Source organism: Virgibacillus kekensis, from assembly GCF_042654125.1.
GTDB classification, from domain to species: domain Bacteria; phylum Bacillota; class Bacilli; order Bacillales; family Amphibacillaceae; genus Lentibacillus; species Lentibacillus kekensis.
In genome coordinates, this window is sequence record NZ_JBHSFU010000007.1 from 286791 (window position 1) to 311187 (window position 24397).

36 protein-coding genes and 1 other annotated feature (1 of these 37 running past the window's edge) are annotated in these 24397 nt (G+C 42.3%); of the genes, 23 read left to right on the plus strand and 13 right to left on the minus strand.

Annotation, left to right across the window (positions count from 1 at the left end):
• Positions 1 to 11 precede the first annotated feature (11 nt).
• From ACFO3D_RS13830 to ACFO3D_RS13860, 7 genes are all read left to right on the plus strand, one after another.
• Positions 12 to 965 carry an ABC transporter ATP-binding protein gene (locus tag ACFO3D_RS13830; RefSeq protein WP_390297084.1) on the plus strand — a complete coding sequence of 318 codons (954 nt, stop codon included), beginning with the start codon at positions 12 to 14 and terminating at the stop codon, positions 963 to 965.
• On the plus strand, positions 949 to 1893 hold the full coding sequence (locus tag ACFO3D_RS13835) for an ABC transporter permease (RefSeq protein WP_390297087.1): 945 nt from the start codon (positions 949 to 951) through the stop codon (positions 1891 to 1893). Before ACFO3D_RS13830 ends, ACFO3D_RS13835 begins: the two co-directional genes overlap by 17 nt.
• 245 nt (positions 1894 to 2138) lie before the next feature.
• Positions 2139 to 2549, plus strand: a complete 411-nt coding sequence (locus ACFO3D_RS13840) for a GlcG/HbpS family heme-binding protein (RefSeq protein WP_390297090.1) — start codon at positions 2139 to 2141, stop codon at positions 2547 to 2549.
• A 138-nt stretch (positions 2550 to 2687) separates the two neighbouring features.
• Positions 2688 to 3008 carry a hypothetical protein gene (locus tag ACFO3D_RS13845; RefSeq protein ID WP_390297093.1) on the plus strand — a complete coding sequence of 107 codons (321 nt, stop codon included), beginning with the start codon at positions 2688 to 2690 and terminating at the stop codon, positions 3006 to 3008.
• 21 nt (positions 3009 to 3029) lie between these two features.
• Positions 3030 to 3227: a DUF4083 family protein gene (locus ACFO3D_RS13850; RefSeq protein WP_390297096.1), complete on the plus strand. Its 198-nt coding sequence runs from the start codon at positions 3030 to 3032 to the stop codon at positions 3225 to 3227.
• Positions 3228 to 3245: 18 nt separating this feature from the next.
• Positions 3246 to 3788, plus strand: coding sequence for a 2'-5' RNA ligase family protein (locus ACFO3D_RS13855; protein ID WP_390297099.1), 543 nt, complete (start codon positions 3246 to 3248; stop codon positions 3786 to 3788).
• Between the two features lie 31 nt (positions 3789 to 3819).
• On the plus strand, positions 3820 to 4275 hold the full coding sequence (locus tag ACFO3D_RS13860) for a hypothetical protein (protein ID WP_390297102.1): 456 nt from the start codon (positions 3820 to 3822) through the stop codon (positions 4273 to 4275).
• A gap of 111 nt (positions 4276 to 4386) precedes the next feature.
• Here the strand turns inward: ACFO3D_RS13860 and ACFO3D_RS13865 are convergent, their stop codons facing one another.
• The 4 genes from ACFO3D_RS13865 to ACFO3D_RS13880 all read right to left on the minus strand — a co-directional run bounded on the left by ACFO3D_RS13865 (position 4387) and on the right by ACFO3D_RS13880 (position 6193).
• Positions 4387 to 4653: a NifU N-terminal domain-containing protein gene (locus ACFO3D_RS13865; RefSeq protein WP_390297105.1), complete on the minus strand. Its 267-nt coding sequence runs from the start codon at positions 4651 to 4653 to the stop codon at positions 4387 to 4389.
• Positions 4654 to 4853: 200 nt separating this feature from the next.
• Positions 4854 to 5051 carry a DUF3813 family protein gene (locus ACFO3D_RS13870; protein WP_390297108.1) on the minus strand — a complete coding sequence of 66 codons (198 nt, stop codon included), beginning with the start codon at positions 5049 to 5051 and terminating at the stop codon, positions 4854 to 4856.
• A complete protein-coding gene (locus ACFO3D_RS13875) occupies positions 5052 to 5201 on the minus strand; it encodes a hypothetical protein (protein ID WP_390297111.1) in 150 nt (49 codons plus the stop codon).
• A 158-nt stretch (positions 5202 to 5359) separates the two neighbouring features.
• Entirely contained in the window at positions 5360 to 6193 is an 834-nt protein-coding gene (locus ACFO3D_RS13880; RefSeq protein WP_390297114.1) for a Cof-type HAD-IIB family hydrolase, read from the minus strand.
• 138 nt (positions 6194 to 6331) lie between these two features.
• Between ACFO3D_RS13880 and ACFO3D_RS13885 the strand changes: the two genes are divergently transcribed.
• From ACFO3D_RS13885 to ACFO3D_RS13915, 7 genes are all read left to right on the plus strand, one after another.
• On the plus strand, positions 6332 to 7093 hold the full coding sequence (locus tag ACFO3D_RS13885) for an alpha/beta fold hydrolase (RefSeq protein ID WP_390297117.1): 762 nt from the start codon (positions 6332 to 6334) through the stop codon (positions 7091 to 7093).
• A gap of 74 nt (positions 7094 to 7167) precedes the next feature.
• Complete coding sequence (locus ACFO3D_RS13890) at positions 7168 to 7479, plus strand: metal-sulfur cluster assembly factor (protein WP_390297120.1); 312 nt, start codon at positions 7168 to 7170, stop codon at positions 7477 to 7479.
• Positions 7480 to 7573: 94 nt separating this feature from the next.
• Entirely contained in the window at positions 7574 to 8083 is a 510-nt protein-coding gene (mobB, locus tag ACFO3D_RS13895; protein ID WP_390297123.1) for a molybdopterin-guanine dinucleotide biosynthesis protein B, read from the plus strand.
• The gene (locus ACFO3D_RS13900; protein ID WP_390297126.1) at positions 8076 to 8549 is read left to right on the plus strand and encodes a molybdenum cofactor biosynthesis protein MoaE; all 474 of its coding nucleotides are present in this window, start codon (positions 8076 to 8078) and stop codon (positions 8547 to 8549) included. The genes mobB and ACFO3D_RS13900 overlap by 8 nt, the downstream gene beginning before the upstream one ends.
• On the plus strand, positions 8542 to 8775 hold the full coding sequence (gene moaD, locus ACFO3D_RS13905; protein ID WP_390297129.1) for a molybdopterin converting factor subunit 1: 234 nt from the start codon (positions 8542 to 8544) through the stop codon (positions 8773 to 8775). The genes ACFO3D_RS13900 and moaD overlap by 8 nt, the downstream gene beginning before the upstream one ends.
• A 42-nt stretch (positions 8776 to 8817) precedes the next feature.
• On the plus strand, positions 8818 to 9321 hold the full coding sequence (locus ACFO3D_RS13910) for a GNAT family N-acetyltransferase (protein WP_390297132.1): 504 nt from the start codon (positions 8818 to 8820) through the stop codon (positions 9319 to 9321).
• Positions 9322 to 9341: 20 nt separating this feature from the next.
• Positions 9342 to 10166, plus strand: coding sequence for an alpha/beta hydrolase (locus ACFO3D_RS13915; protein WP_390297135.1), 825 nt, complete (start codon positions 9342 to 9344; stop codon positions 10164 to 10166).
• Between the two features lie 106 nt (positions 10167 to 10272).
• Here the strand turns inward: ACFO3D_RS13915 and ACFO3D_RS13920 are convergent, their stop codons facing one another.
• The 5 genes from ACFO3D_RS13920 to ACFO3D_RS13940 form a co-directional block, all read right to left on the minus strand.
• Entirely contained in the window at positions 10273 to 10575 is a 303-nt protein-coding gene (locus ACFO3D_RS13920) for a metal-sulfur cluster assembly factor (RefSeq protein WP_390297138.1), read from the minus strand.
• A 20-nt stretch (positions 10576 to 10595) separates the two neighbouring features.
• Positions 10596 to 11840 (minus strand): hypothetical protein, encoded by a 1245-nt coding sequence (locus ACFO3D_RS13925; RefSeq protein ID WP_390297141.1) that lies wholly within the window; start codon positions 11838 to 11840, stop codon positions 10596 to 10598.
• A 4-nt stretch (positions 11841 to 11844) separates the two neighbouring features.
• The gene (locus tag ACFO3D_RS13930) at positions 11845 to 12060 is read right to left on the minus strand and encodes a DUF2249 domain-containing protein (RefSeq protein ID WP_390297144.1); all 216 of its coding nucleotides are present in this window, start codon (positions 12058 to 12060) and stop codon (positions 11845 to 11847) included.
• Positions 12057 to 12308, minus strand: coding sequence for a DUF2249 domain-containing protein (locus ACFO3D_RS13935; RefSeq protein ID WP_390297147.1), 252 nt, complete (start codon positions 12306 to 12308; stop codon positions 12057 to 12059). The genes ACFO3D_RS13930 and ACFO3D_RS13935 overlap by 4 nt, the downstream gene beginning before the upstream one ends.
• An 805-nt stretch (positions 12309 to 13113) precedes the next feature.
• Complete coding sequence (locus ACFO3D_RS13940) at positions 13114 to 13809, minus strand: Crp/Fnr family transcriptional regulator (RefSeq protein WP_390297149.1); 696 nt, start codon at positions 13807 to 13809, stop codon at positions 13114 to 13116.
• Positions 13810 to 14046: 237 nt separating this feature from the next.
• On the opposite strand from ACFO3D_RS13940, the gene ACFO3D_RS13945 reads away from it, so the two are divergent.
• Positions 14047 to 14289, plus strand: coding sequence for a DUF2249 domain-containing protein (locus ACFO3D_RS13945; protein WP_390297152.1), 243 nt, complete (start codon positions 14047 to 14049; stop codon positions 14287 to 14289).
• 162 nt (positions 14290 to 14451) lie between these two features.
• The gene (locus ACFO3D_RS13950) at positions 14452 to 15588 is read left to right on the plus strand and encodes a TIGR04053 family radical SAM/SPASM domain-containing protein (protein WP_390297155.1); all 1137 of its coding nucleotides are present in this window, start codon (positions 14452 to 14454) and stop codon (positions 15586 to 15588) included.
• A gap of 16 nt (positions 15589 to 15604) precedes the next feature.
• Here the strand turns inward: ACFO3D_RS13950 and ACFO3D_RS13955 are convergent, their stop codons facing one another.
• Together ACFO3D_RS13955 and ACFO3D_RS13960 are read right to left on the minus strand one after the other, a co-directional pair.
• Positions 15605 to 15883 carry a YrhK family protein gene (locus tag ACFO3D_RS13955; protein WP_390297158.1) on the minus strand — a complete coding sequence of 93 codons (279 nt, stop codon included), beginning with the start codon at positions 15881 to 15883 and terminating at the stop codon, positions 15605 to 15607.
• A gap of 55 nt (positions 15884 to 15938) precedes the next feature.
• Positions 15939 to 16760: an undecaprenyl-diphosphate phosphatase gene (locus ACFO3D_RS13960; RefSeq protein WP_390297160.1), complete on the minus strand. Its 822-nt coding sequence runs from the start codon at positions 16758 to 16760 to the stop codon at positions 15939 to 15941.
• Positions 16761 to 16855: 95 nt separating this feature from the next.
• Here ACFO3D_RS13960 and ACFO3D_RS13965 point away from each other — a divergent pair, with 95 nt between their 5' ends.
• Entirely contained in the window at positions 16856 to 17221 is a 366-nt protein-coding gene (locus tag ACFO3D_RS13965; protein ID WP_390297163.1) for a hypothetical protein, read from the plus strand.
• Positions 17222 to 17302: 81 nt separating this feature from the next.
• Here ACFO3D_RS13965 and ACFO3D_RS13970 read toward each other — a convergent pair whose 3' ends face one another.
• On the minus strand, positions 17303 to 17482 hold the full coding sequence (locus tag ACFO3D_RS13970) for a DUF2929 family protein (protein ID WP_390297166.1): 180 nt from the start codon (positions 17480 to 17482) through the stop codon (positions 17303 to 17305).
• Positions 17483 to 17619: 137 nt separating this feature from the next.
• Here ACFO3D_RS13970 and ACFO3D_RS13975 point away from each other — a divergent pair, with 137 nt between their 5' ends.
• The 6 genes from ACFO3D_RS13975 (at position 17620) to ACFO3D_RS14000 (ending at position 23214) form a co-directional block, all read left to right on the plus strand.
• Complete coding sequence (locus ACFO3D_RS13975) at positions 17620 to 18195, plus strand: hypothetical protein (RefSeq protein WP_390297170.1); 576 nt, start codon at positions 17620 to 17622, stop codon at positions 18193 to 18195.
• Between the two features lie 84 nt (positions 18196 to 18279).
• Positions 18280 to 19245, plus strand: a complete 966-nt coding sequence (locus ACFO3D_RS13980; protein ID WP_390297342.1) for a BMP family ABC transporter substrate-binding protein — start codon at positions 18280 to 18282, stop codon at positions 19243 to 19245.
• A gap of 96 nt (positions 19246 to 19341) precedes the next feature.
• Positions 19342 to 20280 (plus strand): beta-ketoacyl-ACP synthase III, encoded by a 939-nt coding sequence (locus ACFO3D_RS13985; RefSeq protein ID WP_390297173.1) that lies wholly within the window; start codon positions 19342 to 19344, stop codon positions 20278 to 20280.
• Positions 20281 to 20317: 37 nt separating this feature from the next.
• Complete coding sequence (fabF, locus tag ACFO3D_RS13990) at positions 20318 to 21559, plus strand: beta-ketoacyl-ACP synthase II (RefSeq protein ID WP_390297176.1); 1242 nt, start codon at positions 20318 to 20320, stop codon at positions 21557 to 21559.
• Positions 21560 to 22082: 523 nt separating this feature from the next.
• Complete coding sequence (locus ACFO3D_RS13995; protein WP_390297179.1) at positions 22083 to 22289, plus strand: YuzI family membrane protein; 207 nt, start codon at positions 22083 to 22085, stop codon at positions 22287 to 22289.
• A 166-nt stretch (positions 22290 to 22455) separates the two neighbouring features.
• On the plus strand, positions 22456 to 23214 hold the full coding sequence (locus tag ACFO3D_RS14000) for a YjbA family protein (RefSeq protein ID WP_390297182.1): 759 nt from the start codon (positions 22456 to 22458) through the stop codon (positions 23212 to 23214).
• Between the two features lie 105 nt (positions 23215 to 23319).
• On the opposite strand, the gene trpS is transcribed toward ACFO3D_RS14000, so the two are convergent.
• Complete coding sequence (trpS, locus tag ACFO3D_RS14005) at positions 23320 to 24318, minus strand: tryptophan--tRNA ligase (protein WP_390297345.1); 999 nt, start codon at positions 24316 to 24318, stop codon at positions 23320 to 23322.
• Positions 24319 to 24396: 78 nt separating this feature from the next.
• Position 24397, minus strand: a binding site (T-box leader) (it continues 176 nt past the right edge of the window).

A 24397-nucleotide genomic window follows, 5' to 3' on the forward strand; every position in this document is an offset into this window, starting at 1 on the left:
GAGCATGCGAAATGGCAGAAAAAGCACTGGAAGTTAAATCTTTGACAAAGAACATAAAAAACAAAGTGATCGTTAAAGATGTTAGCTTCTCAATAGAGAAAGGTGAAATCTTCGGGTTGCTTGGCCCAAACGGTGCCGGGAAGACAACGATAATCCGCATGATTATGAGTCTGATTGGACGTACAGATGGCAGTGTCATTGTTAATGGGTACAATTTGGACACGCATTTTAAGGAATCGATGAGTGAAATGGGGGCAATTGTAGAAAATCCGGAATTTTACAAGTATATGAGCGGATATAAAAATCTGAAACATTATGCAAATATGGCAACTAACGAGATTTCCGAAAAGAAGATTGAAGAAGTTATTCGATTAGTTGGACTTGAAAAAGCAGTTAAACAAAAAGTTAAAACTTATTCACTGGGAATGCGGCAACGACTTGGGGTGGCCCAAGCGTTACTTCACGAACCATCGCTGCTTGTTCTCGATGAGCCGACCAATGGACTAGACCCTCAGGGAATCCGAGAGTTTCGAAATTATCTTCGTTCACTGACGAAAGAAGGTATTTCAGTATTGGTTTCATCCCATTTGTTATCTGAAATGCAATTGATGTGTGACAGATTTGCAATTATAGAAGATGGAAGTTTAGTACATATCTCGTCGATTGACTTGTTAAATAATCAGGAAGAGCTATTGCAGGCTGTCACCTTTGAAGTCAGTGATCCAGCAAAGGCAATGGAACTTTTAAAGCAGCATGCGACTGGAGCGGAGATAACCGAATCAACTGACGAGCAAATTTCCTTAACAGTAGACAAGGAAACCACCGCTAAGATAAATAGAGTTTTAGTAGAGAATGGTATCGATGTATACCGGATTAGTGTCAAGGCTACCACCCTTGAGGACAGATTTTTAGAATTAACTGGTAAAGACAAGCAGGAGGTGGAAGATAATGCTTTCATTAATTAAGAATGAAGTAGGCAAGATATTCCACAAAAAAGCAAATTGGATCTATATACTTGTTGTAGTAGTTGCCCTGATTGGCGCTGGACTTATTCAGCAGAGTGTAACAGATGAACCGAGTGAAAACTGGCGGGAACAAACAAAAACAGAGATTAATAGATTGCAAACTGAGCTTGAAAAGGCTCCAAATGATGCACAAGGATTTATAAAAGAGGAAATTGCGCGTAATCAAATGCTTTTGGATGAAGATATTAATCCAAATGCATATACAAACTGGGATTATATGAATGAAATCGTAATTGGTGTAACAATGCTGGTTACACTTTTCTCTGTAATTGTCAGCAGTGCGATTGTTTCTTCGGAGTTTTCGGCTGGAACTATTAAGCAACTATTGATCAGACCACATCCGCGATGGATTATTTTACTATCAAAGTATATTGCTTTAGTAGCCTACTCCCTGGTTCTTCTGATCACCGTAATAGCTGTCGGTTATATTTTGGGAGTGTTAATGTTTGAAACCGGGGACTTCAGTGCTAAAATATTGGAACCAGGGCTTGAAGGCGAAAAAATAGCCACTGTAGGAAGTCAGTTCTTATGGAAACTGGTGTATTATTTGCCAAGCTTGATTATCATCATTACTATATCATTTATGCTGTCGACGCTTTTCAAAAGTCAGGCGCTAGCAGTAGGATTTGGTATATTTGTGCTATTTGTTTCATCAACACTTGGAGGAATAATTATTGTGTTGGCGGAAAAATTCGAATGGGTAAAGTTCTTGATTTTCCCGCATTTGGATTTAACAATTTACGCAACGCAAGATACAATTCTTGGAGGTGTTACCCCAACCATCTCACTGCTTATACTTTGTGTATACTATATAATATTTATGGCGGTAACTTTCGCATACTTCCAGAAACGCGATATTAGTATTTAACTTACATGAGACCGAATCAGAACAATGATTTGGTCTCTGTTTATAATTTAAGACTTGGAGGGACATAGATGAGTTATGGCTGGATGCATGTCCCGGACTGGTATATCGGGGTCATCCTAGTGGTCATCATAGTATTTGTAGTCTGGGGTGAATGGTGGCTGCGGGATAAATAAAAGCAATAGGTAAACGCATGTATACCTCACCACTAAAAAGTTGAATAAATCACTACAAAGGAGCTACGGAATTTGAGCAATATACTTACTTTGGATTTGGCAAAAATGTTAATAAGTGAAGCAGAAACTACAGCAACAGAAAAAGGGCTGAAAATGACGTTCGCAGTTGTGGATGAAGGTGGTCATCTAGTTGCTTTGCACAGAATGGATAACGTGGAATGGATCAGCGTTGACGTAGCAATCGGAAAAGCCTACACAGCGGCAGCGTTTAAAACGACCAGTGAGGACGTAGCAAAACGCGGGGAGAAATTGCCGATGTTTGTTAATGCCATCACAACAGTTACACAGGGCAAGTACATCCCACAAAAAGGCGGCCTTCCGATAATGATTAACGAGGAAGTTGTTGGTGCAGTTGGCGCGAGCGGCGCCAGTGGGGAAGAAGATGTTGCGGTCCTGGAAACAGCTTTAGATAAGGTCTTTTAAGTCGAAAAGGAGTGGTATCATCGATTCACTCACTTGGATTATTGTAACTTTTCCAATATGGCTAGCATTATTTATTGCGATTATTCGGAACGGTAAGAAAAACTGACTAACTACTAAGAAACCTCGGAGGTGATCTAAATGAAATTAACATCAAAAGTCCTGGGTATAGCAGCTGGAATCGTAAGTATTACTATGTGGGTTGTCCTAAATTATTATAATCCTTATGCCAATCCAACCGGTTCTGATCCAATGATCAATACTTTTATAATGTTATTTCTACCGGGTTGTCTGGCCATTATCGCATCCGTGGTGAATCAACGCATCTATCTGTTAATCGCCTTTCTTTGGTCGCTGCCGATTAGTTTTTACTTGGTTTTAACAACCAGCATTTTCTCTATTTTTGGTATCACCTGTTTAAGCTACCTTATTAGCTTTCTAATGATGAGAAAATCTACTTAAAGGATTCAAGGGGGTAAAGATTTGGATTTTCAAACAGTTTATTTAGTAATTGTTTTTGCGTTGATTCTATTATTTATTATATCATTTATATTCTTTGTCAGGCGATTACTTATTAACTCCTCTACACAAGGTAATGAAGCAGAAGAAATCGAAAAGAAGCTTGATCGAATCATCGAACAAAACGACAGGATTATCTCTTTGCTGAAAGATAAAAAATAACACGAGGAGTGTGAGTAGGTGCAGTATTTTTTAGGGATTGTACCATCAGAGGAGCACAAATTGAAAATTGATGAATTTAGACAAAATTGGCAAACCAATTCGATATCTGACATAGTCGAACCACATATCACCCTAAAAGCACAAGGGGGATTAACACCGGACAAATCATGGCTATGTAAAGTTGAACACGTTTGCTTTAACTTTAATCCATTTCAAATAGCATTAAATAAACCAATGTTCTTTGGCGATGATATTTTATATTTAAGTGCAAAATCAGATGACCTGTACACGTTACATAACCGTATTGTTAAAGAAGTCTCACCGCCAGAAGCGTTGATTAAAAAATACTTTGAACTTGATGACTTTGTGCCACATATGACTTTGGGTAAAACAGCGTATGGATTAACAAAACAGGAATTGAAAGATATGGCTGTAGCAGCTGAAAAAGAACTCAATCCCTATCCAATACTAGAGGTGAATTTTGTCCGGGTTTATCAGGAGTACGAAGTTAACAGATATAAAAAGTTACTGGATGTTCCATTGGGGCAGGCGAATAGATAAATGTGAAACTTCGCTGATAGGAGTGGGGTAGATGAACAAAAAGATTCTTTCATGCGTAATAGTTTTTTTCTTATCTCTACTAACTGGCTGTTCAAAGGATTCCCAGGAGGAACCGCCAGATGCGAGCGCAAAAGTCAATAATCAGCAGATTGAAGTATTCAAAGGTACGTACAGCTGGGATCAAGGCGGCATTTTTTCGGCTGGCCGGACGGTAGCTGACAGTTTTGCACCATTTCAGATCCCGGACCAATTTGATTTGGAGATGATAGTAGTGGAGCCGGGTTCAGTTGCGACAATCACATTTACTGATGGATCCAATCCTAAGTTAGAAGCATATTTGTGGAAACAAGAGGAACGTGCTGAGAAATTATATGTAAATCAAAGCATTGTAACATTGCCTTCTAAAAAAGGCGAGCATATCATTGAAATTATGGCCGAGTGGCCGAAAGGTGAGGCATCTTATACCTTTATAATCGAGGTGCGTTAGGGGGGATGGGAAGAAATTATACAGAGGTACGAGAGGCTCGATTAAATGAAAAAAACACCGCTTTAAACGGTGCTTTTCCTATCCCCAACAGCAGAGCGGTTTATGTATTTATTAAGCTAAACCGTGCTTGTCAAATACTTCGATTACTTTTGGCTGTAGTTCATCCCACTCAGTATCAAAGCCTTTATTTACGGTAATGAAATTCTGATAACCGAACACATTGTCAACACCGTCAACTTCCATCAGGTCGTTTAGGATTGCGTGCTCACTTGTATCCCCAGGCATAACGGAGATGCTTGCGTCACCTTGGAAAATCAGCTTGTCAGTTGTGAATTTAAGCGCATTTGGATTAGGTGTAGCTTCAGCTCTTACTCCCATTTTTAATCCTCCCTTTGATTATTACATAATAGTGCGTACCTGCATCTATATTAGCAGAAATTGGCCAATAACAAAAGCATTCACAAATAGGGAAACCATCCCTGCCGGGTAGGCGGCAGGGATGGTTTACAAGCATGCACGTTATAATCCCGCCTCATTAATTTTAATGAATTGAAGATCATTAACGCACATCACTTTTATTAGCTTAATTGGTTGTGGTTGCGAAGTTGCTGCTCGAGCTGCTGAACTTGTTGCTGTTCTTCCGGGGAACCATCCTGTTTGGCAGCTTCAATGGCATGTTGTGCTGCCTGTTTCTCCTGCTCGCTTGCCTGTCCACCACGCATATTTGTTAACCGATTAACGGCATTTCTGGCTTGTTCAATCATTTTGTTCGCCAATTAAAACCCTCCTAAAGTGTGGCTGTCTGCTTCCTCTTGTTTCCGTTCTTTGTCGGAAAAACGGGACCTGTACGGAAAGCGCTCATCATGCTTTTTGACAGAATCGGCACCTTGCTGGGTGAAACGTTTGGATTTGCTGCTCTTTCCCATCGGCGATTCCTCCCTGGTGAAATGTGCACCCGCTGTTTTTTGCAGCGAATAGGATTTCATCTCATCTGACTGGAAGTGCAACAATAAAAAAAGCAGTGAACGCGTTTTGCGTTCACTACTAGTATGGTTCGATATTTCATTTATATTGAAGGAAATTTTTAGATGGCCTTTTCATTTACTTTAAGATAATTCTCCAAAAATGCACCAATACCGTCATTTTCGTTTGATTCTGTTACGTGCTTGGCAACTGATTTAAGTTCATCAATTGCATTGCCCATCGCGACTCCAACTCCGGCATAGTCAATCATTTCCAGATCATTATCTTCATCGCCAAAGGCAATAATTCGCTCTTGGGGGATATTATAATAGTGAGCAATCTTCTGCAGTCCGACTGCTTTGTTCATGCCCTTTTTAACTATCTCGATAATATTCCAAGGCGCACCCCATTTACGGTGCTCGATTAGTTCTGCATGATAATCATCCAGGTGGCCGCGCAGTTCCCTGATGTGATCTTCTTTTGGGTGGATTAATAATGAGGTTGGATCTTCTTCGAGTTCGTTTTTCAGGCTGCCAATGATAAATGGCTGTTCGCCGCTTGTTGACTGGAAAATCTCAATAATTTTGTCATCATACTGGTCCAGATATACTGTATCCCTAACTTCAGCCAGGATATTATGAACATTCAAGTCATAACACGCCTCGACAATTTTGCGTGCCGTCTCAATTGGCATCGGGCTATGCAGGGCATCCCATTTTTTATCGGTCGGATGATGGATTAAGGCACCATTGAAATTAACCATCGGTGTATCCATTCCAAGCTCATGATAATAATTAATGCTGGCACGGTGCGGCCTTCCAGTTGCAATTACGACCACATGACCAGCTTCCATTGCTTTTTGGACAGTTTGTTTATTTCGTTCACTGATTTTTTTATCATCGGTTAAAAGTGTCCCATCAAGATCCAGTGCTATTAAATGTCGTTTATTTTCCATATATTTTCACCTCGTATTACCTTAGTTTATAAATGATTTCTTGATATGTAAAGGATAATTCAGTCTGTTGTTTGCAAACTTTGTGTAAATAATATTATGATACGTATAGATAATACTATTTAGGAAAGGGTCCTTCAGATGATTGGGGTTTATCACCACAAGTTGAAAACAATTCCTGGCCTGATTGTTGTGGATTCGGAAAAAGAAAACCAGCCACTGCCGACAGTTACATATTTCCACGGATTTACCAGTGCCAAAGAACATAATCTGCCACTTGCTTTTTTGCTTGCTGAAAAGGGATTTCGTGTGGTGCTTCCCGACAGTATGTACCACGGTGAGCGTGAGGTCGAGATTTCAGCTATAAAAAAACAGATATCCTTCTGGGATATTGTTATGGAGAATATAAAGGAAGTTAAGGATGTCCGGGACGCGCTTGATGAAGAAGGGCTGCTGCTTGATGGGCGATTTGGCCTCGCCGGAACCAGCATGGGTGGCATTACCACCGCTGCAGCACTGACCCAGTACCCATGGGTGAAGGCTGCCGGTGTTCTTATGGGTTCCCCGAAAATAACCACCTATGCAAAAACACTCGTCAACAGCTTTAAAAAGATGGGTGACCTGCCTGTATCGGATGAAGTGATTGATCAGCTGTATGTGCAGCTCGGCTATTATGATTTATCAATACAACCGGAAAAACTGCAGGAGCGTCCATTATTTTTCTGGCACGGAGAGAATGATGCAGTAGTTCCGTTTGATCACTCGTATACGTTTTATGAAGACGCCAAAGAGCTATATAAAAATAAGGAAAATATCCGTTTTATAAAAGAATCGAACTGTGATCATAAAGTAAGCCGGTTTGCGATTCTAGAAACAGTGAAATGGTTCGAAAAACATCTTTAAGTGTGAGTAATATCATTTAAAAACTTCCTGAAATATGGTTAAATAGAAGTAGCATGAGCGAAGGAGGGTTTAGTATGGACGAAGCTCTAAAAGAAAATTTAATGGGCGCCCTTGAAAATGTAATTGACCCTGAACTGGGGATTGATATTGTAAATCTTGGGTTGATATATGATGTTGATTTAAATGACGAGGGTTTTTGCGAAGTAACCATGACGCTTACCGCCATGGGTTGTCCGCTGGCAGCGCATATTGAGCAGGACGTAAAGCATGCGCTAGCTGATATTCCAGAAGTTAAAGAAGTATATGTCAACATTGTCTGGGATCCGCCATGGGGCAAAGAAAGAATGTCTCGTTACGCTAAAATCGCATTAGGCATTCCTGATTAATTCATAAAATCTAGCGAGGTTGATTCATATCCAATGGATCGGCCTTTTTTTTGCACTAAAAATAATCCGGTATTTACTGAATGCGAGGGTCCGTATGAATATTTGTCAGGTAGTCGGGTATAAAAATTCAGGAAAAACAACATTAATGACACAGCTTATAAAATTTTTTTCAGATGATGGTGTTCAAGTCGCATCGTTAAAACATCACGGCCATGGCGGTGAACCGTCAGTAGTTGATAATACTGACAGCCATCAGCACATGCAAGCAGGTTCACTTATCAGCGGTGTGCAGGGCGAACAGATAAGCCAGTTTACATTTAATACCGATATGAACCTGGACCGACTGATTGAACTGTATCGTTATTTTCAGGTTGAATTGCTGTTGGTGGAAGGCTATAAAAAAGCCGATTATCCAAAAGTGGTGATTGTTAGAACACAACGGGATTTATCGCTTTTGGACGAGCTTTCTACTATAATTGCAGTAGTGACGTGGGAGCCGGAGTTGAGAGAAAATGTAACTGAATTTCCCGTTTTTGATATGGATGAAATAAATGCAGATATTGCACGATTAGCTGACTGCATAAGAAGGTGTTTAAATGGATAAAAAATTTCGGATTACTGAACAGCCAATCAATATTGATGCGTGTATCAAGAAGGTTGTCCGTGCTGAGGCAGGCGCCGTAAATACATTTATTGGAACGGTTCGTGAGTTTACTAAAGGGAAGCGCACGTTGTATCTCGAGTATCAGGCTTACACCGCGATGGCTGAGAAAAAACTCTCCCAGATTGGCGATGAAATAAACGAACGCTGGAATAATGCCGAAACTGCGATTGTTCACCGTGTGGGTCATCTTGATATATCAGATGTAGCAGTGGTTATTGCTGTTTCTACTCCGCACCGGAATGATTCGTTCGAGGCAAGCAGGTATGCGATCGAGCGTATTAAAGAAATTGTCCCAATCTGGAAAAAAGAACACTGGGAAGACGGTACCAAGTGGATTGGCGATCAGAAAGAAAATACTTCATATGAAAAAGACATCCCTTCCGAGGAGGATATGAACAATGATTGATGTATTATTTTTTGCAGAACTGCAGGAAAAAGTGGGTAGTGAAAAAGTTTCGATGGAAGCTGACGGCCTATCTGTTGCTGATTTGAAGCAAAAGCTCACACAAGAATACAGTAGTCTGAAATTGGACCATGCCATGATTGCGGTCAATGAAGAATATGCCCAGGAGGCTACTGTACTGAACAACGGTGATACAGTTGCATTCATCCCGCCAGTAAGCGGTGGGTGAGTCCTGCCGTTTAAGGAGCAAAGTGGAGAGGGGACTTGAGAGATGAAGATACGGCAGTTGACCCCGGAAGATGCCTGGGGATATTGGGATTTACGAGTAGAAGCGGTACTAAAAAGTCCCGATGCTTTTGTCCTTACATATGAGGAAGCGATCAGTCGGACTGCACCTGTGGAGAGGGCAGCGGAGCGACTTGCTGATACGAACAGCTACACTTATGGAGCTTTTCAAGATGGGGAACTGGTCGGCATAGCAACTCTGGCGTTAAAGCCTCATTTTAAAATGAGGCACAAAGCGAATATTCTGGCTATGTATGTTTCACCGAACGCACGGCGTTTGGGAGCAGGAAAAGCCTTGCTCGTTGCGGTAACCGAAAAGGCGAAGGAACTCAAGCTCGAGCAGCTTCAACTGACCGTAGTTGCGGACAATGAGGCGGCACGCTCCCTTTATGAAGGTCTTGGTTTTGAAGTGTATGGTGTGGAAAAAGAAGCCCTGAAACTGGAAGATGGTTATCTGGATGAAGTGGAGATGGTTTTGTTTCTTCAATAATCTGAGAGAGGAGGGCTTTTTTGAGAAAAAGAGATGGACACTTTTCCGGTATAGGTAATGAAAAGCTTTATTATCGGGTTTTTGCGCCTAAAACTAAGCAAAAAGGAGCTGTGATAGTAGTACACGGAATCGGTGATCATAATGGCGGGTTATTTACACTATGCAAGAAACTCACGGCAAAAGGATACAAAGTTTATGCATATGATTTACGTGGCCATGGAAACAGTACCGGAATCCGTGGGCATATAAACGATTGGGCTGAATTCCGGGAAGATCTGCACCTGTTTATCCAACTTGTGTCAAAAAAGATTGGTGCTCTGCCATTATATCTTGCAGGGCACAGTCTCGGCGGTGTAATTATGTTGGATTACCTAGTTGGGCGCGGGGAAGGATTAGCTGGCGCGATTGCGATTGCACCCGTTATCTCCTATGAACCTTCCTGGTATGAAAAAATGATGATCCGTGTAATGGGCAAGCTTAAACCTGACTATCTGATTGAACAAGAACAGGGTGATGTACAGCTAACCAAGAGCCCGGATAAGCTCGACATGCTTCGAAATGACAGTTTGCGTCATAATTGGGTGAGTCCCGGGCTTGGACGGGAATTGATGCGTACTATTGTGGTGATAAAGGAACGAGCTGATTTAATCGAGATTCCTTTTCTACTGCAATATGGACAGGATGATGAAATAACGCCTGCAGTGGAGCTCCGTGATTTTTTTGAACGGGTTGGTTCAAACGATAAAGAGAAGAAGGAGTATCCAAATCTGCAGCATCGCCCGTTTGATGGCATCGACACGAAGCAATTTTTCGATGACTTGAATAGTTGGCTGAAGCGACATTAAAACTGTATAAACATTCCAATGTGAGGATTTAGAGCCTCACCATGATTCTGGATACAGCGCAACAAAAAAACATCGTGCGGCGTCTATGGCCGAACGATGTTTTCTTTTACCCCATTCCAAGCTGTTGTTTAGCCCGGTCACTCATATTTGCTGGCGTCCATGCTGGCTCCCAAACAAGGTCCACATGAATATTGCCAACACCCTCGACTTGCTTAACGCGGTGCAGAACACCCGCTTTTATGCTGTCGTGCATTGGACAGCCTTGTGTGGTGAGTGTCATTTTTATTTCAATGTTTTCTTTATCGTCAGCCGTGATACCATATACAAGTCCAAGATCCATTATATTCACGCCAAGTTCAGGATCTATCACTTCAAATAATGAAGCTCCAACCTTTGTTTCTAGAGACATATTTTTCTTCCCCTTTCTTCTTACATATAAAGAACGCGTATAATCGATAACGCGTAAAGTAATGATGTTAATGCAAGCAGTCCTTGGAAAAACAGCACAAGCGCCCCTATATACAGCAGGCCACTTCCTGTCAGGCCGACCAAGCTGATTACAAACATGGTAAACAGGATTACTGCATGTTTTTCATTAATCATTTCTTTAAGCGTTGGTACTTTTTCTTTACCGATTTTATCGGAGTACTTATGCGTCCACCACAGAAATGGAACAATCTTATATAAATAGCCGAGAATGCTGAAAATAATCCATCCCATCACATAAAGGAAAATGAGCCATCCCCAGACTGCCGATTCAGTAATACCACTTAGACTGAACAGGAATGCGAGAACATGTACACCTAAGCCGTTCATGATGGCAACAAGCGAGAATGAGAATGGTTTATCAAGTTTCTTTTTAAGACGTTTATCAAGAATTTCTTTGATATTCAAGATGAAAAAGAAGAACCCCGCTAAAAGTAATAACCATCCGACCTGCTGTACAAGCTCATCAGTAATCCAGAATGAACTGATTACAACTGCCAGCCCGATAATATATGTGATAAACGCAGGTTTAGCCCATTTCATTGAGTATCCATGTGACAAACTGAACATCGGAACAAGTTTATATGAAAATCCGAATATCAATAAGGTGAACCACCCGGAGACTCCAAGTACGATATGCGATGAAAGGATTCCCCCGTGATTGCCGATACCGCCTACGGACAAATTCCATGCCAGCATGAAACCGGCAATAATGGTCAAGAAAAAACAACTGATCGCTCCAATAACGAAGTATGTCAGTATGCTTTTCTTCTCTTGCTTGATGATTGTTTTAGCCATTTGGAAAATAAACATGAGAATGCCAATAATAGCAATTATGCCACCATAAAGCGCATTTTCCGGCATCACACCGAGCATGATAGCAAAAATGGTCACCCCTGTGGCTGTTATCAAAAATTGAACGTAACCGAATTTCTGGCTCCAGATAGAAGTCAAAAACGCAACCGGTACGAGTTGATACATTGCTCCCATAGCAATCATTACCGCGTAGCCAAGCAGGAGAAAGTGCGCTCCCATCCAGATATCAGGTATTCGAAATTGCCCCATCGCAAGGATATCACTACTGAAAAAGAGAATTGCCTGCGAGACAACGAGCGCCGCCAGAGCATATAGGATAAACGCAAGTGGTAGCTTAATATTTGTGTCTGATTTTAGGCCTCCGCCAGGCATCATGTTACGCACCAGATTTCGTTATAGTAATTTTGTAGCTTCCATCATCCTGCGCTTCGGTCTCATGCAGGTAGCCACGGTCATTCAATTCCTCATATAAAAAAAGCGGGCGGCGGTCATTGATGATGGAGAGTGTTGCGCCGTTATCCATTTTGTCCAGTGCCTTCAACGTACGCATCATTGGTTGAGGAGGCTCGAGGCCACGGTTATCGATAATCATTCTGCAACACCCTTCGTCTTTGTGTAGGTTACTTTCCAATGTTTTTTCTCTATTTTTTCCACTTTATTTTCAAAGCCTTTCCGTTTCAGAACGGCATGCAATGGTACAGGATTAAATGGTGCATGCAGCACAAATGCCTCTCCGTCTTTAAGAGTCTTAACAGTCCCCATAATTTTATCGAATGGCTCTTTTTTCATTGCTAAATCTTCACGTACATCTAACTCGACGACACTTCCATGTTCACTCATGAAAATCACCTCATCTATTGATTTCTTAAGCCTAACTTTATGATAATCATTTTCAATAGGAGAAGTAGTGATGTATGTCACATTTTTTGAAAGAGGGGGAGAGGGAGGTTGTCGGGAGATCTTGTGGAGGTGGAGAAAGGGGGATTTTCCATTGAACAACAACTGTCAGTCATTCTAAAATTAATAGAGATTGAGAGGAAAGTGATAATTTATATAATAATCCGAACTATCTATATCATTTTGTTAGGATGCCTTCGTATAATCTATAAATTGCGACGTAACAATGAAGCTTCGCTCCGGAAATACACTACGCGTTCCTCGGGCTCGCGCTGAGCCTCCTCGCTCGCAAAGAAAGCTCGCTGTGGGGTCTCAACGTCTTCGCTTTCCCGAAGGAGTCTTCGTGTATTTCCTTCGCTACCATAGTGTTGATTAGAGCGGAGGACAGTCGACTCCTGCGGGTCACCGGCTAAAACAGGTCACGTCCTGTGACCAACGCCGGTACTAGAACGTCCTGTTCGTCGAAGCAACAGCTGAAGATTCCGCAGGAAGTGGTTTTCTTCCGAGGAAGTTGAAGCGTTGCCCGGCGGCAAAGGAAACACTGTGAAAGCTTTAGCTTGAACAGATGTTGGACTTGTACCCGGAGTGGTGAAAGCGACTGTCCGAAGCGGAAATCATTAAACTTTTATCTCGCATTTTATACCAACTGTGAAATAAGATCCAACTATAAGAGGATAACATTATAAGATTCCGCGCCGAATTCGTTCGTCTTTAGAATGTAAATTTATAGTTATGTCCCAGCCTCTTTCTAACTGAATAATTCTTCTTCGAGAGTTTCTGTATCCAATACAAAGGAGCCTGATTTGTCAGTGGTCAACAGGTCATGTTTTTTTAGCTGAGTGAGCGTTCTGCTGACGGTTTCCCTGCTCGAGCCAATCATATTTGCGAGTTCCCGGTTTGTGAAGTGTGTGGTCACCTTGATCATGCCGTCTTTGGTTTCTTTGCCGTAATCTTTGGCAAGCCGAAGTAACAGCATAATAATCTGTTCATATGTATTGTGCAGTATTTTTTCCTCAAGCCTGTTTTGCAGGTCCATAATCCTGTCACCGAGCACGCGGAACAGTTTTACACAGATTTCCGGATGGTTAATCAAAAAGTTTTCGAATGAATTGATTGGAATATAAATTAAAATTGCATCTTCCTGAATTTCCGCGTGTGCCGGGTAGTCGTCCTGACGGAAAAATCCCTGGTGGGGAAACATATCGCCTGGCTGGAGTACATTTACAATCTGTTCTTTTCCGTGGAAATCGGTTTTATATATTTTCACCTTTCCTTGGTGGATAAAGTAAACATTGGTCATCGGGTCGCCCTGCATGAAAATATGTGTGCCGTGACGGTACATCCGGTGTTTGGCCAATTCTACAATCGGTTCCATCTCGGAGTCGGTTAGATCCTTGAATAATGGAACTTTCTGCAGCAGTTCCTGAATGGATTGGATGTTCATATACATGCTCCTCTCAGCAAAAAAAGTGACATATACTCAAAATTTAAGCTTCCTATAACAATATGCCTTTCTAGTTTATCATGTTAACTTCAAAGATAGAATTTGCAAATGTGAACGTTTTATAAAAGTGACGAGAATCATATGGAGGTGTGTTTTCTCTCACATCATCCTAACTGAACAGGCATTATCATTAGAGTCGTGAAAGGTTATCAAATCTGAAAGCTGGAGGGTTAAACAATGAGTGAAAAGAATTTCGCTGTAAAAATACATGCACCTGAAATTGAACCGAGATACAGACATCCAAAGATTTTTGAAACATTCGATGGGTTGCAGCCTGGTGAGTTTATGGAATTGTCCAATGACCACGATCCACGGCCGCTTAGATATCAATTTATGATTGAGCGGGAAGGCGTCTTTACCTGGGAATACTTAGAAGAAGGGCCATCAATGTGGCGTGTGGCTATAGGTAAAGAAGCATAGACCGCTGAGCAAGAATTCATTATCCATTATTGCCTCTGGGAACCTATTCCAGAGGCTTAATTATGTCCAATTTATGACACATCGGGAAGTGTGAAGTATGTCACAACCAGCCACGTACAAAACAAGTAAACTCAACTTAGCAACTAACTTAGGAGGGGTAACATGTTACCACAATTTCCACAAGACTATAATGAAAACCCATTCATCGTAATCTGGGAGCTGACACGGGCATGTGAGCTGAAATGTCTGCATTGCAGGGCTGAAGCACAATACCACCGTCATCCACTGGAACTGACTTTTGAAGAAGGAAAAAAACTGATTGATGACATATATGAAATGAACAACCCAATGCTTGTTTTCACTGGCGGAGACCCGCTGATGCGGCCGGATGTTTTTGACATTGCGGAGTATGCAGTGAAAAAGGGTGTTCGAGTGTCCATGACACCATCCGCCACTCCGAACGTCACCAAAGAGGCGATGGAAAAGGCGAAGAATGTCGGCTTGGCAAGGTGGGCGTTCTCAATTGATGGGCATTGTGCCGAGGTGCATGATCACTTCCGCGGCACTTCCGGGTCATTTGATTTAACGATGAATGCGATAAAATATTTGCACGAACTCGAAATGCCCCTCCAGGTTAACACAGTTATTTCACGCTACAATTATGAGTATCTTGATGAAATGGCAGAAATGGTCGAAAAGCTTGGCGTTGTTTTATGGAGTGTCTTTTTCCTTGTGCCGACAGGGCGGGGGAAAGAATCGGATATGATATCACCGGCTGAGCACGAAAAGGTACTCCGCTGGCTCTACAAGTTATCTAAAACTGCTTCATTTGATATCAAAACGACCGCAGCGCAGCATTATCGCCGTGTAGTGATTCAGGGCAAAATGCGGGAAACCAAAAACCAAGAGGACGTAATCCGTTATGAAGATGCATTGAACAGTGGCAAAATTGATACAATCGACGGACTCGGTCGTGCTCCTAAAGGTGTTAACGACGGAAACGGCTTCGTATTTATTTCCCATACTGGGGATGTATATCCAAGTGGCTTATTGCCTATTAAAGCAGGTAATGTTCGCCAGAAACCACTGGCAACCATTTATCGTGAATCGGAAGTATTCCAGAACCTTCGCAATCCGGATAAGTATAAAGGAAAATGCGGTGTGTGTGAATTCCGGCATGTATGCGGCGGGTCACGGTCCCGCGCCTATAATGTGACAGGGGATTACATGGAAAGTGAACCATACTGTGTATATATTCCAAAGGCAATGCGTCAAAAAAAGAAAGCAGTAAATAAGTAATAAAATTCCCAGTCAGCTATGGCTGGGAGTGTTTTTTATACCGTACATGTGAAAAATGGATTGCATGGATAATCTTAATGATTGGTCTTGCCAAAAGCTGTGCGCTACCAATAATAAACAGTACAACACCAGCTGTTTTCAAATCTTCAAACAGAAAGAAAATACTGCCGATCAAGAATTCCAATCCAAGTGTTAAATCATTCAGCAACGATATGATGCGGTATTTTTTATCGAAAGAAACCTCAAAGGTTCCAATTTGCATGCCGGTAAAGTCTTTCTCTTCATTAATTGACATAAAAAAATCCCTCCCATAGTGACATTACCCATAGGGAGAGATTTGTGAAACAAGGTTAAATAAATAGAATGACCAGAATACCTACGATAAAGCAATAAAACGCAAAGTACTTCAGGTTACCGCGAGCCATTATTCCCATGAACCAGCGCAAGGAGTAATAGGAAGCAATCAGCGCTGCAGCGAAGGCCATTACATAAGGGATTGCTAGGGCGCTAATGTTCGGGTCGCCCAAGATTTCCCCGACACTCAAGATGGTTACCCCAAGACTTACCGGGATATATAAAAGGAAGGAGAATCGCAATGCGGTCTCAGATTTCATACCGACAAGCATGGCAGCAACGATTGTCGCACCCGACCGGCTGATTCCGGGTATCAGTGCAACTGCCTGTGCGAACCCGACAATCAGGGCATCCTTCAGCGTCAAATCGCCGTCATTTTTCCTTCCGCGCAGATTGCGGATAATCCAAAGGGCAAGTCCTGTAATGAGCAGAGTATAACCAATTACGGACACCTTGCTAAGCTTACTTTCAATGAATTCTTCAAATAATACTCCGATTACACCTGCTGGGATTGTAGCAACGACCAGATACCAGATAAACTGGTAATCTCCTCTGGCACCCGGATCTTTTTTTGAAAGATAGCGGAAAAAGTTCTGTGCCAGCCGGATGATATCGTTACGGTAGATAACCAGAACCGCAATGAGCGACGCGAAGTTAACAAGAATTTCGAATGATAGACCTTCAATTTCGATGTTCATCAGTTCACGGACAAGCACCAGATGACCACTTGACGAAATCGGAATTGGCTCTGTGAATCCTTGAAGAAATCCCAGGAATAAATACTTAATCAGTAAATATAGTTCATTAACAGTTTCCATTAATCTGCCTCCTAAACCGGCAATTTTTTTCAGCTCCGTACAAGTCACCAACCCATGGGCCGTTGAATAGTCTAGATGGTGAGGAGGTAGAAAATATGAGTCACAATCATTACCATATGTATGATTTATGCAAAAAGCATATGCACGCCTACGTACTTGCCGAACTAGAGGACGGCATGCAGGTGGACGGCATCATTACGGACGTTGACGACGATAACGTATATTTGGCGGTGCCAATTGAACTGGGTATGGGTGGTCCAGGTAATCCCGGTCACATGAATAATCCTTGTCATCATGGCAATCCTCATGACCATCGGGTATTCGGCTTTGGGTATCCTGGCTATGGATATGGTTATCCAGGATATGGGTACGGATACGGGTACCGTCCACGGAGAAGGTTCAACCGGCTTGTTCTGCCGCTTGCAGCTCTTACTGCAATCAGCCTGCTTCCGTGGTACTAATACACATTACAGGAACTCCAGCAAAAAACCCTTGCCATTCGTAATTTGGAAGGCAAGGGTTGATTCTTTCATCAAATTGGATTACTGTTCGGTTCCGTCCTTCAAAATACCTTCACCTAGAATAAACGCAGTTAGTGTAAGAATTACCGCTACTACAAAGGTACTGAACAGGTCGACAGTAGATCCGGCCATACTGGTCAGAACGTAGGCTATCACGAAACTGATCAGAAGAGCCCAGATAAATGGGATCACGAAACGCATCTTTAAACACCTCATCCTTATTTTATCACACGTTGATTTTAATCTATTAAAAGCATTCCTTTTATAGTTTATCAAACCGGTTTCAAAATGAAAAGTATTTATTTGCTGGTATATCGGAAAAAAGGAGGGACTTGAAAATGACAGTTTTGGTAGAAAACTGCTTTGACTGGCTTGGGTACCATATTCTTGAAGAGCTTCTGGAAAATGATTATGAAACGGCTGGAGTGGACGAAATCACAACCGATTTTAAGGAACATTTGTCCATGCTGGTTGGAAGAAACGCACTGTTTCGGCATATAACTGAGCCGGAGCGGGAAAATAAATACGATAGCTCGATTGTTGTAAAATCAGATCAGTTAATTATTACCCGAGATGGTCAACAAACCACAGTAGAATTGCCGTTGCTTTTCGGGGAATGGATGCCGATGAATGAAGCAGGAATTTACCGTCAGAACAATCATATTCCGTTTGACTCGAATTTTTTTCAAAAAAACGCTGTTTACGTGGATGATTTCGTGCGGAGTCTTTTACTGTGGATGAAGGCATCACAGCTTCCTGGGGTTCTGGAAGTTAAATCTGCCACCGATGATAAGGAAGTAAATATAAAACTTGAAAATTCGGTCTATATACGGAACAATATACCTATAAATGAATTAGTAGGTCTGGTAAAAAATCACTACAATAAATACAGAAATATTTACCAATGTCATTAAAATGTAATGTGTGGCAACATTTACGTGTCATGTAATTGAGGATAGAATATAATCAGGCTACTAATGACTCGGATTGGAGTGCGCGTGTTGAGACAACTTCACATCATAATATTATTTGCTGTAACAATCTTGCTTTTATCCGGTTGTTCAGATTTTTTTGACGAAGGAAACATCCAGCGGGTCGGCATGCTGGTGGAAAACTCGGTTCATGATGAGCCCTGGGCACAAAAAGGATATAAGGGCCTCCAAGCGATAAGCGAGGAGTTTGAGGTAGATGTTTTTTTCAAAGAAAATATCCAGACAGAACAGGATTTAAGGGAAGCTGTGGAAGATCTGTCTAACCGGGGCGTTAATCTGATATTCGGACACAGCAGTACATATGGAAAGTTTTTCGAGGACATATCTGCATCCTATCCATCGATTCACTTTGTTTATTTTAACGGGGGATATTTTGGCGAGGATTTGACCAGCCTTAATTTTAATTCGCATGCTATGGGCTTTTTCGGTGGCATGGTCGCCGGTAAAATGACCGAAAGTAATCAAGTTGGAATCATAGGAGCATATGAATGGCAGCCTGAAATAGAAGGATTTTTTGAAGGGGTGAAATATCAGAACCCGGATGCTGAGGTTCATTTTAATTATGTCCACAGTTGGAACGATAAAAAGAAGGCGCTTAAACAGTATAAAGAGATGCGGGAAAAAGGTGTCGATGTTTTTTATCCAACGGGGGATATTTATAGTGAAGCGATTATCAAGCAGGCGGCCGAAGACGGTGTATATGCAATCGGTTATGTAACTGACCAGGCAGATATCGATAAGAAAACTGTACTGACGAGTACCGTTCAGCATGTGGAAGATTTGTACGTGCTTATTGCTGAGCAGTTTAACGAGGGGGAACTTCGCGGTGGTGTCATGACATTCGACTTCCAGGATGAAGTTATCTCACTGGGAAAGTTCAGTCCTGATGTACCGGAAGATTTCCGCGAGAAAGTCATGGATGAAGTAGAAGCGTATAAAGATACTGGATTGTTGCCGAATGAGCGGCAGTAAGTAAGTTTCCTTCTTGCACATTTAGGAGGAATGCATTAAAATTAGTACCAAGTCATAAGAATTAGTGTTAAGAATAGTTAATAAGGGGATGGAAATATGGATGTTGGTCTATTAGGTACTGGACATTACGTCCCAACAAACGTAGTTACAAATAAAGATATGGAAAAAATAGTCGATACAAGTGATGAATGGATTCGTACACGGACTGGGATTGAAGAGCGCCGAATCGCTGATGATGATATCGATACATCAGACATGGCGTATTATGCAGCGAAGAATGCACTTGATGATGCAGGTCTTAAAGCTGAGGATTTGGATATGATTATGGTTGCGACCGTAACTCCGGATCAGCCATTTCCGTCTGTCGCATGTATGCTGCAGGATCGTCTTGGGGCAAATACAGTTGCGGCGATGGATATCAGTGCGGCGTGTTCAGGGTTTATGTACGGACTCGTTACCGCTAAACAGTTTATTGAAACGAATGCGTATAAAAATATTCTGGTGATCGGTGTTGAAAAGTTATCCAAAATCACCGACTGGAGCGACCGCAATACCTGTGTTCTTTTCGGGGATGGCGCTGGTGCTGCAGTAGTCGGACCGGTTTCAGAAGGAAAAGGGATCCTGTCATTTGAACTGGGCTCTAACGGAGCTGGCGGTAAGGAACTTTATCAGAATAAAGAAGACCATCTTATCATGAATGGCCGTGAGGTATTTAAGTTTGCAGTCCGTCAGATGCCGCAATCATCGGTAAATGTGGTGGAAAAAGCCGGATACAATAAAGAGGATGTGGACTATCTGATTCCGCACCAGGCAAATATCCGAATCATGGAAGCTGCACGGGAACGTCTTGGTATTCCGGAAGAGAAAATGGCGATGTCCATCAAAAAGTATGGAAACACATCAGCCGCATCCATCCCGATTGCTTTATCAGAGGATGTTAAGAGTGGTAAAATCAAAGATAATGATCTAGTCGTAATGGTAGGTTTCGGCGGAGGATTAACATGGGGTGCCATAGCACTTCGCTGGGGCAGATAACGTTTGAACAATATGTTATGTAATAGGAGGAAAACCAATGGAGGCAAGAAGAGTAGTTGTCACTGGACTTGGGGCAATCTCTCCAGTTGGCAATGATGTTAATACTACCTGGGAAAGTATTGTCGCAGGTAATTCCGGTATTGACTTTGTAACCAAAGTAAATAAAGATGAGTACCCGGCGAAGGTTGCTGCCGAGGTAAAAGACTTTGAACCGAAAGATTATATGGACAAAAAAGATGCCCGCAAAATGGACCCGTTCACCCAGTACGCGGTGGCAGCATCCAAAATGGCGGTTGAGGATGCGAAGCTGGAAATCAACGAAGATAATGCTTATCGCGTCGGCGTCTGGATTGGTTCTGGAATCGGCGGAATGGCCACATGGGAAGACCAGCACACTAAACTGTTGGAAAAAGGGCCACGTAAGGTCAGCCCGTTCTTCGTACCTATGATGATTCCTGACATGGCTGCCGGCCAGGTGTCTATTCAACTTGGCGCCAAAGGGATCAACTCTTGCTCGGTAACTGCATGTGCGTCCGGTGCAAACTCAATTGGTGATGCGTTCAAGGCTATCCAACGTGGACAAGTTGATTATATTATTGCAGGTGGAACCGAAGCGCCGATTTCCAACATGGCGTTTGCAGGCTTTTCATCCGCCAAAGCTCTGTCATTGAATGACGACCCACAGAAAGCTAGCCGTCCATTCGATAAGAACCGTGACGGCTTCGTAATGGGAGAAGGCTCCGGAATCCTGATTCTTGAGACACTGGAATCCGCAAAGGAACGCGGTGCGCACATTTACGGTGAAATCGTCGGATACGGTGCAACTGGAGACGCACACCATATTACCGCACCAGCACCGGATGGCGAAGGAGCTGCCCGTGCAATGCAACAGGCGCTGAATGATGCCGGTATGTCAGCATCAGACGTAGACTATATAAACGCGCATGGAACAAGTACAGCGCTGAATGATAAATTTGAAACACAGGCAATTAAGACGGTGTTCGGTGATCATGCTTATAAAGTTGCAGTGTCATCAACTAAATCGATGACCGGCCACCTGCTTGGCGCTGCCGGCGGTATCGAATCTGTAATTGCTATTAAGTCAATCGCAGACAGCATAATACCGGCTACAACCAATTATGAAACACCAGATCCTGACTGTGATCTCGATTATGTGCCGAATGAAGCAAGAAGGCAGAACGTAGATGTCGTCCTGACCAACTCGCTAGGATTTGGCGGACATAATGTGGCGCTTATCTTTAAAAAATTTAATGATTAATCGATAAGAAGGGCTAACCGTTTAGGCGGTTAGCTTTTTTTTCAAGGTAAGAAAGTATATAATTTTGGCTCTATAAAGCTCTTTGTCAGCAAAAGCCACGTCCAGCTACAGCGCCCATCACCTAGTGCCCTTCCGGACTCTTCTTACGATAAGTCAACATCAATTCGCTTTGCTCATTGTGTTTCCTTTATCTCATACGATTCCGTCCAGGTCATACGGTGATAAGCAGGGCGCTTGCGCTTTTGTACACATGGAATAGTGCGTTTGATGAGAGGCGTTAGGGGAGGAGTTGAGCTACCTTCGACCTCTCATCATAAAGAAATTTTATCTTAAGGGTGCGGATCTTTATACAGGAGGGGTATCAGATATCAAGCAGTACACAATCTTGTCGAGAGAGTGTATTAGCGCAGGAAAATCAAGCGAGTCCTCCTCAACCCTATCTCTTAAAACTATTAATCATGAATCTCACCTCACTGCATATACTAGAAATATAGAATTGGACAAGCGTGGGTGGTGGGTAAAATTGGGTTATGTCTTTCTTTTTCTAATAGGATTTGGACTAGCTGTGGCAGGTGGTGTTACAACAATTGCATATATGAACTTTATCCCGGCTGGAATTTCGTGGACTAATTTTTTCATCTTTATAAGTGGACGGCCAGAGTGTTACTTCCTGCCAGTTGGCTTTCTGCTTATGGCAATCGCTCTGTTTCAGTATCCCAACAATACGTAAACTTCCCTCAACTAGAATATTTTTCTAAATCCTGGTCATAATGTATTTTAAATGAATTTCTTGTTGAAAAAACCGAATTGCTGTCCGGGAAATATAACGGGTCTATTAGAGAGGTTTTTTCTTTAATCAAATGAAACGTTTAAATGCAGGAAAGTGAGGGTTGTTTATGTTGTACTTACACGACGTGTGGGTAAATTGGTTTGAGGGAGAAGAGAACGGCTATAGTGTCTGTCATTTTCATGAGTGGCGGAAAGAGGATGGAATCGAACTGCTTGATCAGGTGCCGCTGCTGTACATATCAGAAGAATTATACGAATACATCGAGAATGACATGCACGACCTTCCAAAAAGTATGCTGGATATGATCCACAAGCGTGCATTCATTCGAAAAGGCCAGGAAAGAACGGTGCTGGATTACGCTTGTGTGGTGACGGATGGCCGTGATATCGTCGCTTTTGACACCATTGGTTATCAGATTCCAATCCGCAAAAGCCGGCTAATTCCGCGTCAGGAACAACTTGTATTTGACATGATCAAAACAACTAAACCAGAAACATTCAGATTCAAACCAAATGTACGAAAAGAATACCACATGCTCTCGATGTCGCCTGATCTTGTTTATGGACTGACCAGGAGGGAGCGACAGCTGAAGCAGATTCTGATGATTGGCCTGGATCAGCTCCGTACAGCCAAGAATCTGGAGGAACTGCGTTACTGGCTTACGGAATGGGACCCGAAAAAATATCCGTATATCCGGGATATGAATGAGGATGAGGTTTGGGATGCTTTATATGAAGGAGTAAAGCAGGGATGGAGCTCGCAACATGAGGAGTTATGCAGCAAGATGGTTAAAGGGCAGCCTTTTCTGGAAAAAATGTGGGAGCTCGAACAGGAACCTGCAAAAAATACATCCAAGCAAAATTAAATGATGCATAAGCGGACAAGCTGCAGAAAAGCCGCTATTCAACAATAAACAAAAAATGGGTGTTCCGATTGTTTAATCGTCGGAGCACCCTTTCTATGTTCGAACCTATTTTTTCTTCTTTTTGACGCGGCCGAGCCCCATTGCTTTCTTCGCTTTGGCCACCATCTTGTTGGCAACAAGCGAGGCTTTCTCGGCGCCTTTATTCAATACTTCATCCAGTTCTTCTGAATCAATAAGTTCGTTGTAGCGGTCCTGGATCGGTTTAAGCAAATCAACTACCGCATTAGCGACGTCCTGCTTGAAGTCTCCGTATCCTTTTCCTTCGTATGCAGTTTCAATTTCTTCCAATGACATACCAGTACAGCTGGAATAAATCGTCATTAAATTGGAGACGCCTGGTTTATTTTCCTTATCAAATTTCACGACGCCTTCAGAGTCAGTTACGGCACTCTTGATTTTTTTCTCAATCCGTTTTGGGTCATCAAGCATGGAAATAAACGCTTTCTCATTTTCATCCGACTTACTCATTTTACTTGTAGGTTCCTGCAGTGACATAATCCGTGCACCGACTTTCGGAATGCTGACTTCCGGTACTGTAAATATGTCGTTGAACCGGTTGTTAAACCGCTGGGCGAGATTGCGTGTCAGTTCAAGATGCTGTTTTTGATCATCTCCGACCGGAACGATATCTGTTTTATATAAAAGAATATCAGCAGCCATTAATGGTGGGTACGTCAGCAGGGAGGAGGAGACCGCCTCTTTGCCGGCTGATTTATCCTTAAACTGGGTCATCCGCTCGAGCTCCCCGATGTAACTAATGGACTGCAGCATCCATCCCATTTGCGTGTGCGCTGGAACTTCTGACTGGATAAATAGTGTTGATTTATCCGGGTTGATTCCTGCAGCAAGATAAAGTGCAGCCAGTGAGCGAATGTTCTGCCGCAGTTTAAGTCGGTCCTGAGGTACTGTAATGGCATGCTCATCAACAATACAGAAATAGCAGTCATGCTCTTTCTGCAGCTCAACAAACTGCCGAATTGCCCCCAAATAATTTCCTAGGGTGAGTGTACCACTAGGTTGAATCCCTGAAAAAATTGTTTTCATTTTCAATCAATTCCTTCCTTGAAATCTCTTTATAAAAAGTTGAATTTTTGCCAATAAAAAAAGCCCATTTATCCCTGAA

Coding starts and splice junctions, on each gene's coding strand:
- ACFO3D_RS13830 (WP_390297084.1), top strand. CDS start 12: ATGGCAGAAAAAGCACTGGAAGTTAAATCTTTGACAAAGAACATAAAA.
- ACFO3D_RS13835 (WP_390297087.1), top strand. CDS start 949: ATGCTTTCATTAATTAAGAATGAAGTAGGCAAGATATTCCACAAAAAA.
- ACFO3D_RS13845 (WP_390297093.1), top strand. CDS start 2,688: ATGAAATTAACATCAAAAGTCCTGGGTATAGCAGCTGGAATCGTAAGT.
- ACFO3D_RS13860 (WP_390297102.1), top strand. CDS start 3,820: ATGAACAAAAAGATTCTTTCATGCGTAATAGTTTTTTTCTTATCTCTA.
- ACFO3D_RS13865 (WP_390297105.1), bottom strand. CDS start 4,653: ATGGGAGTAAGAGCTGAAGCTACACCTAATCCAAATGCGCTTAAATTC.
- ACFO3D_RS13875 (WP_390297111.1), bottom strand. CDS start 5,201: ATGGGAAAGAGCAGCAAATCCAAACGTTTCACCCAGCAAGGTGCCGAT.
- ACFO3D_RS13880 (WP_390297114.1), bottom strand. CDS start 6,193: ATGGAAAATAAACGACATTTAATAGCACTGGATCTTGATGGGACACTT.
- ACFO3D_RS13885 (WP_390297117.1), top strand. CDS start 6,332: ATGATTGGGGTTTATCACCACAAGTTGAAAACAATTCCTGGCCTGATT.
- ACFO3D_RS13890 (WP_390297120.1), top strand. CDS start 7,168: ATGGACGAAGCTCTAAAAGAAAATTTAATGGGCGCCCTTGAAAATGTA.
- mobB (WP_390297123.1), top strand. CDS start 7,574: ATGAATATTTGTCAGGTAGTCGGGTATAAAAATTCAGGAAAAACAACA.
- ACFO3D_RS13900 (WP_390297126.1), top strand. CDS start 8,076: ATGGATAAAAAATTTCGGATTACTGAACAGCCAATCAATATTGATGCG.
- moaD (WP_390297129.1), top strand. CDS start 8,542: ATGATTGATGTATTATTTTTTGCAGAACTGCAGGAAAAAGTGGGTAGT.
- ACFO3D_RS13910 (WP_390297132.1), top strand. CDS start 8,818: ATGAAGATACGGCAGTTGACCCCGGAAGATGCCTGGGGATATTGGGAT.
- ACFO3D_RS13920 (WP_390297138.1), bottom strand. CDS start 10,575: ATGTCTCTAGAAACAAAGGTTGGAGCTTCATTATTTGAAGTGATAGAT.
- ACFO3D_RS13925 (WP_390297141.1), bottom strand. CDS start 11,840: ATGCCTGGCGGAGGCCTAAAATCAGACACAAATATTAAGCTACCACTT.
- ACFO3D_RS13930 (WP_390297144.1), bottom strand. CDS start 12,060: ATGATTATCGATAACCGTGGCCTCGAGCCTCCTCAACCAATGATGCGT.
- ACFO3D_RS13935 (WP_390297147.1), bottom strand. CDS start 12,308: ATGAGTGAACATGGAAGTGTCGTCGAGTTAGATGTACGTGAAGATTTA.
- ACFO3D_RS13940 (WP_390297149.1), bottom strand. CDS start 13,809: ATGAACATCCAATCCATTCAGGAACTGCTGCAGAAAGTTCCATTATTC.
- ACFO3D_RS13945 (WP_390297152.1), top strand. CDS start 14,047: ATGAGTGAAAAGAATTTCGCTGTAAAAATACATGCACCTGAAATTGAA.
- ACFO3D_RS13950 (WP_390297155.1), top strand. CDS start 14,452: ATGTTACCACAATTTCCACAAGACTATAATGAAAACCCATTCATCGTA.
- ACFO3D_RS13955 (WP_390297158.1), bottom strand. CDS start 15,883: ATGTCAATTAATGAAGAGAAAGACTTTACCGGCATGCAAATTGGAACC.
- ACFO3D_RS13960 (WP_390297160.1), bottom strand. CDS start 16,760: ATGGAAACTGTTAATGAACTATATTTACTGATTAAGTATTTATTCCTG.
- ACFO3D_RS13965 (WP_390297163.1), top strand. CDS start 16,856: ATGAGTCACAATCATTACCATATGTATGATTTATGCAAAAAGCATATG.
- ACFO3D_RS13970 (WP_390297166.1), bottom strand. CDS start 17,482: ATGCGTTTCGTGATCCCATTTATCTGGGCTCTTCTGATCAGTTTCGTG.
- ACFO3D_RS13975 (WP_390297170.1), top strand. CDS start 17,620: ATGACAGTTTTGGTAGAAAACTGCTTTGACTGGCTTGGGTACCATATT.
- ACFO3D_RS13985 (WP_390297173.1), top strand. CDS start 19,342: ATGGATGTTGGTCTATTAGGTACTGGACATTACGTCCCAACAAACGTA.
- fabF (WP_390297176.1), top strand. CDS start 20,318: ATGGAGGCAAGAAGAGTAGTTGTCACTGGACTTGGGGCAATCTCTCCA.
- ACFO3D_RS14000 (WP_390297182.1), top strand. CDS start 22,456: ATGTTGTACTTACACGACGTGTGGGTAAATTGGTTTGAGGGAGAAGAG.
- trpS (WP_390297345.1), bottom strand. CDS start 24,318: ATGAAAACAATTTTTTCAGGGATTCAACCTAGTGGTACACTCACCCTA.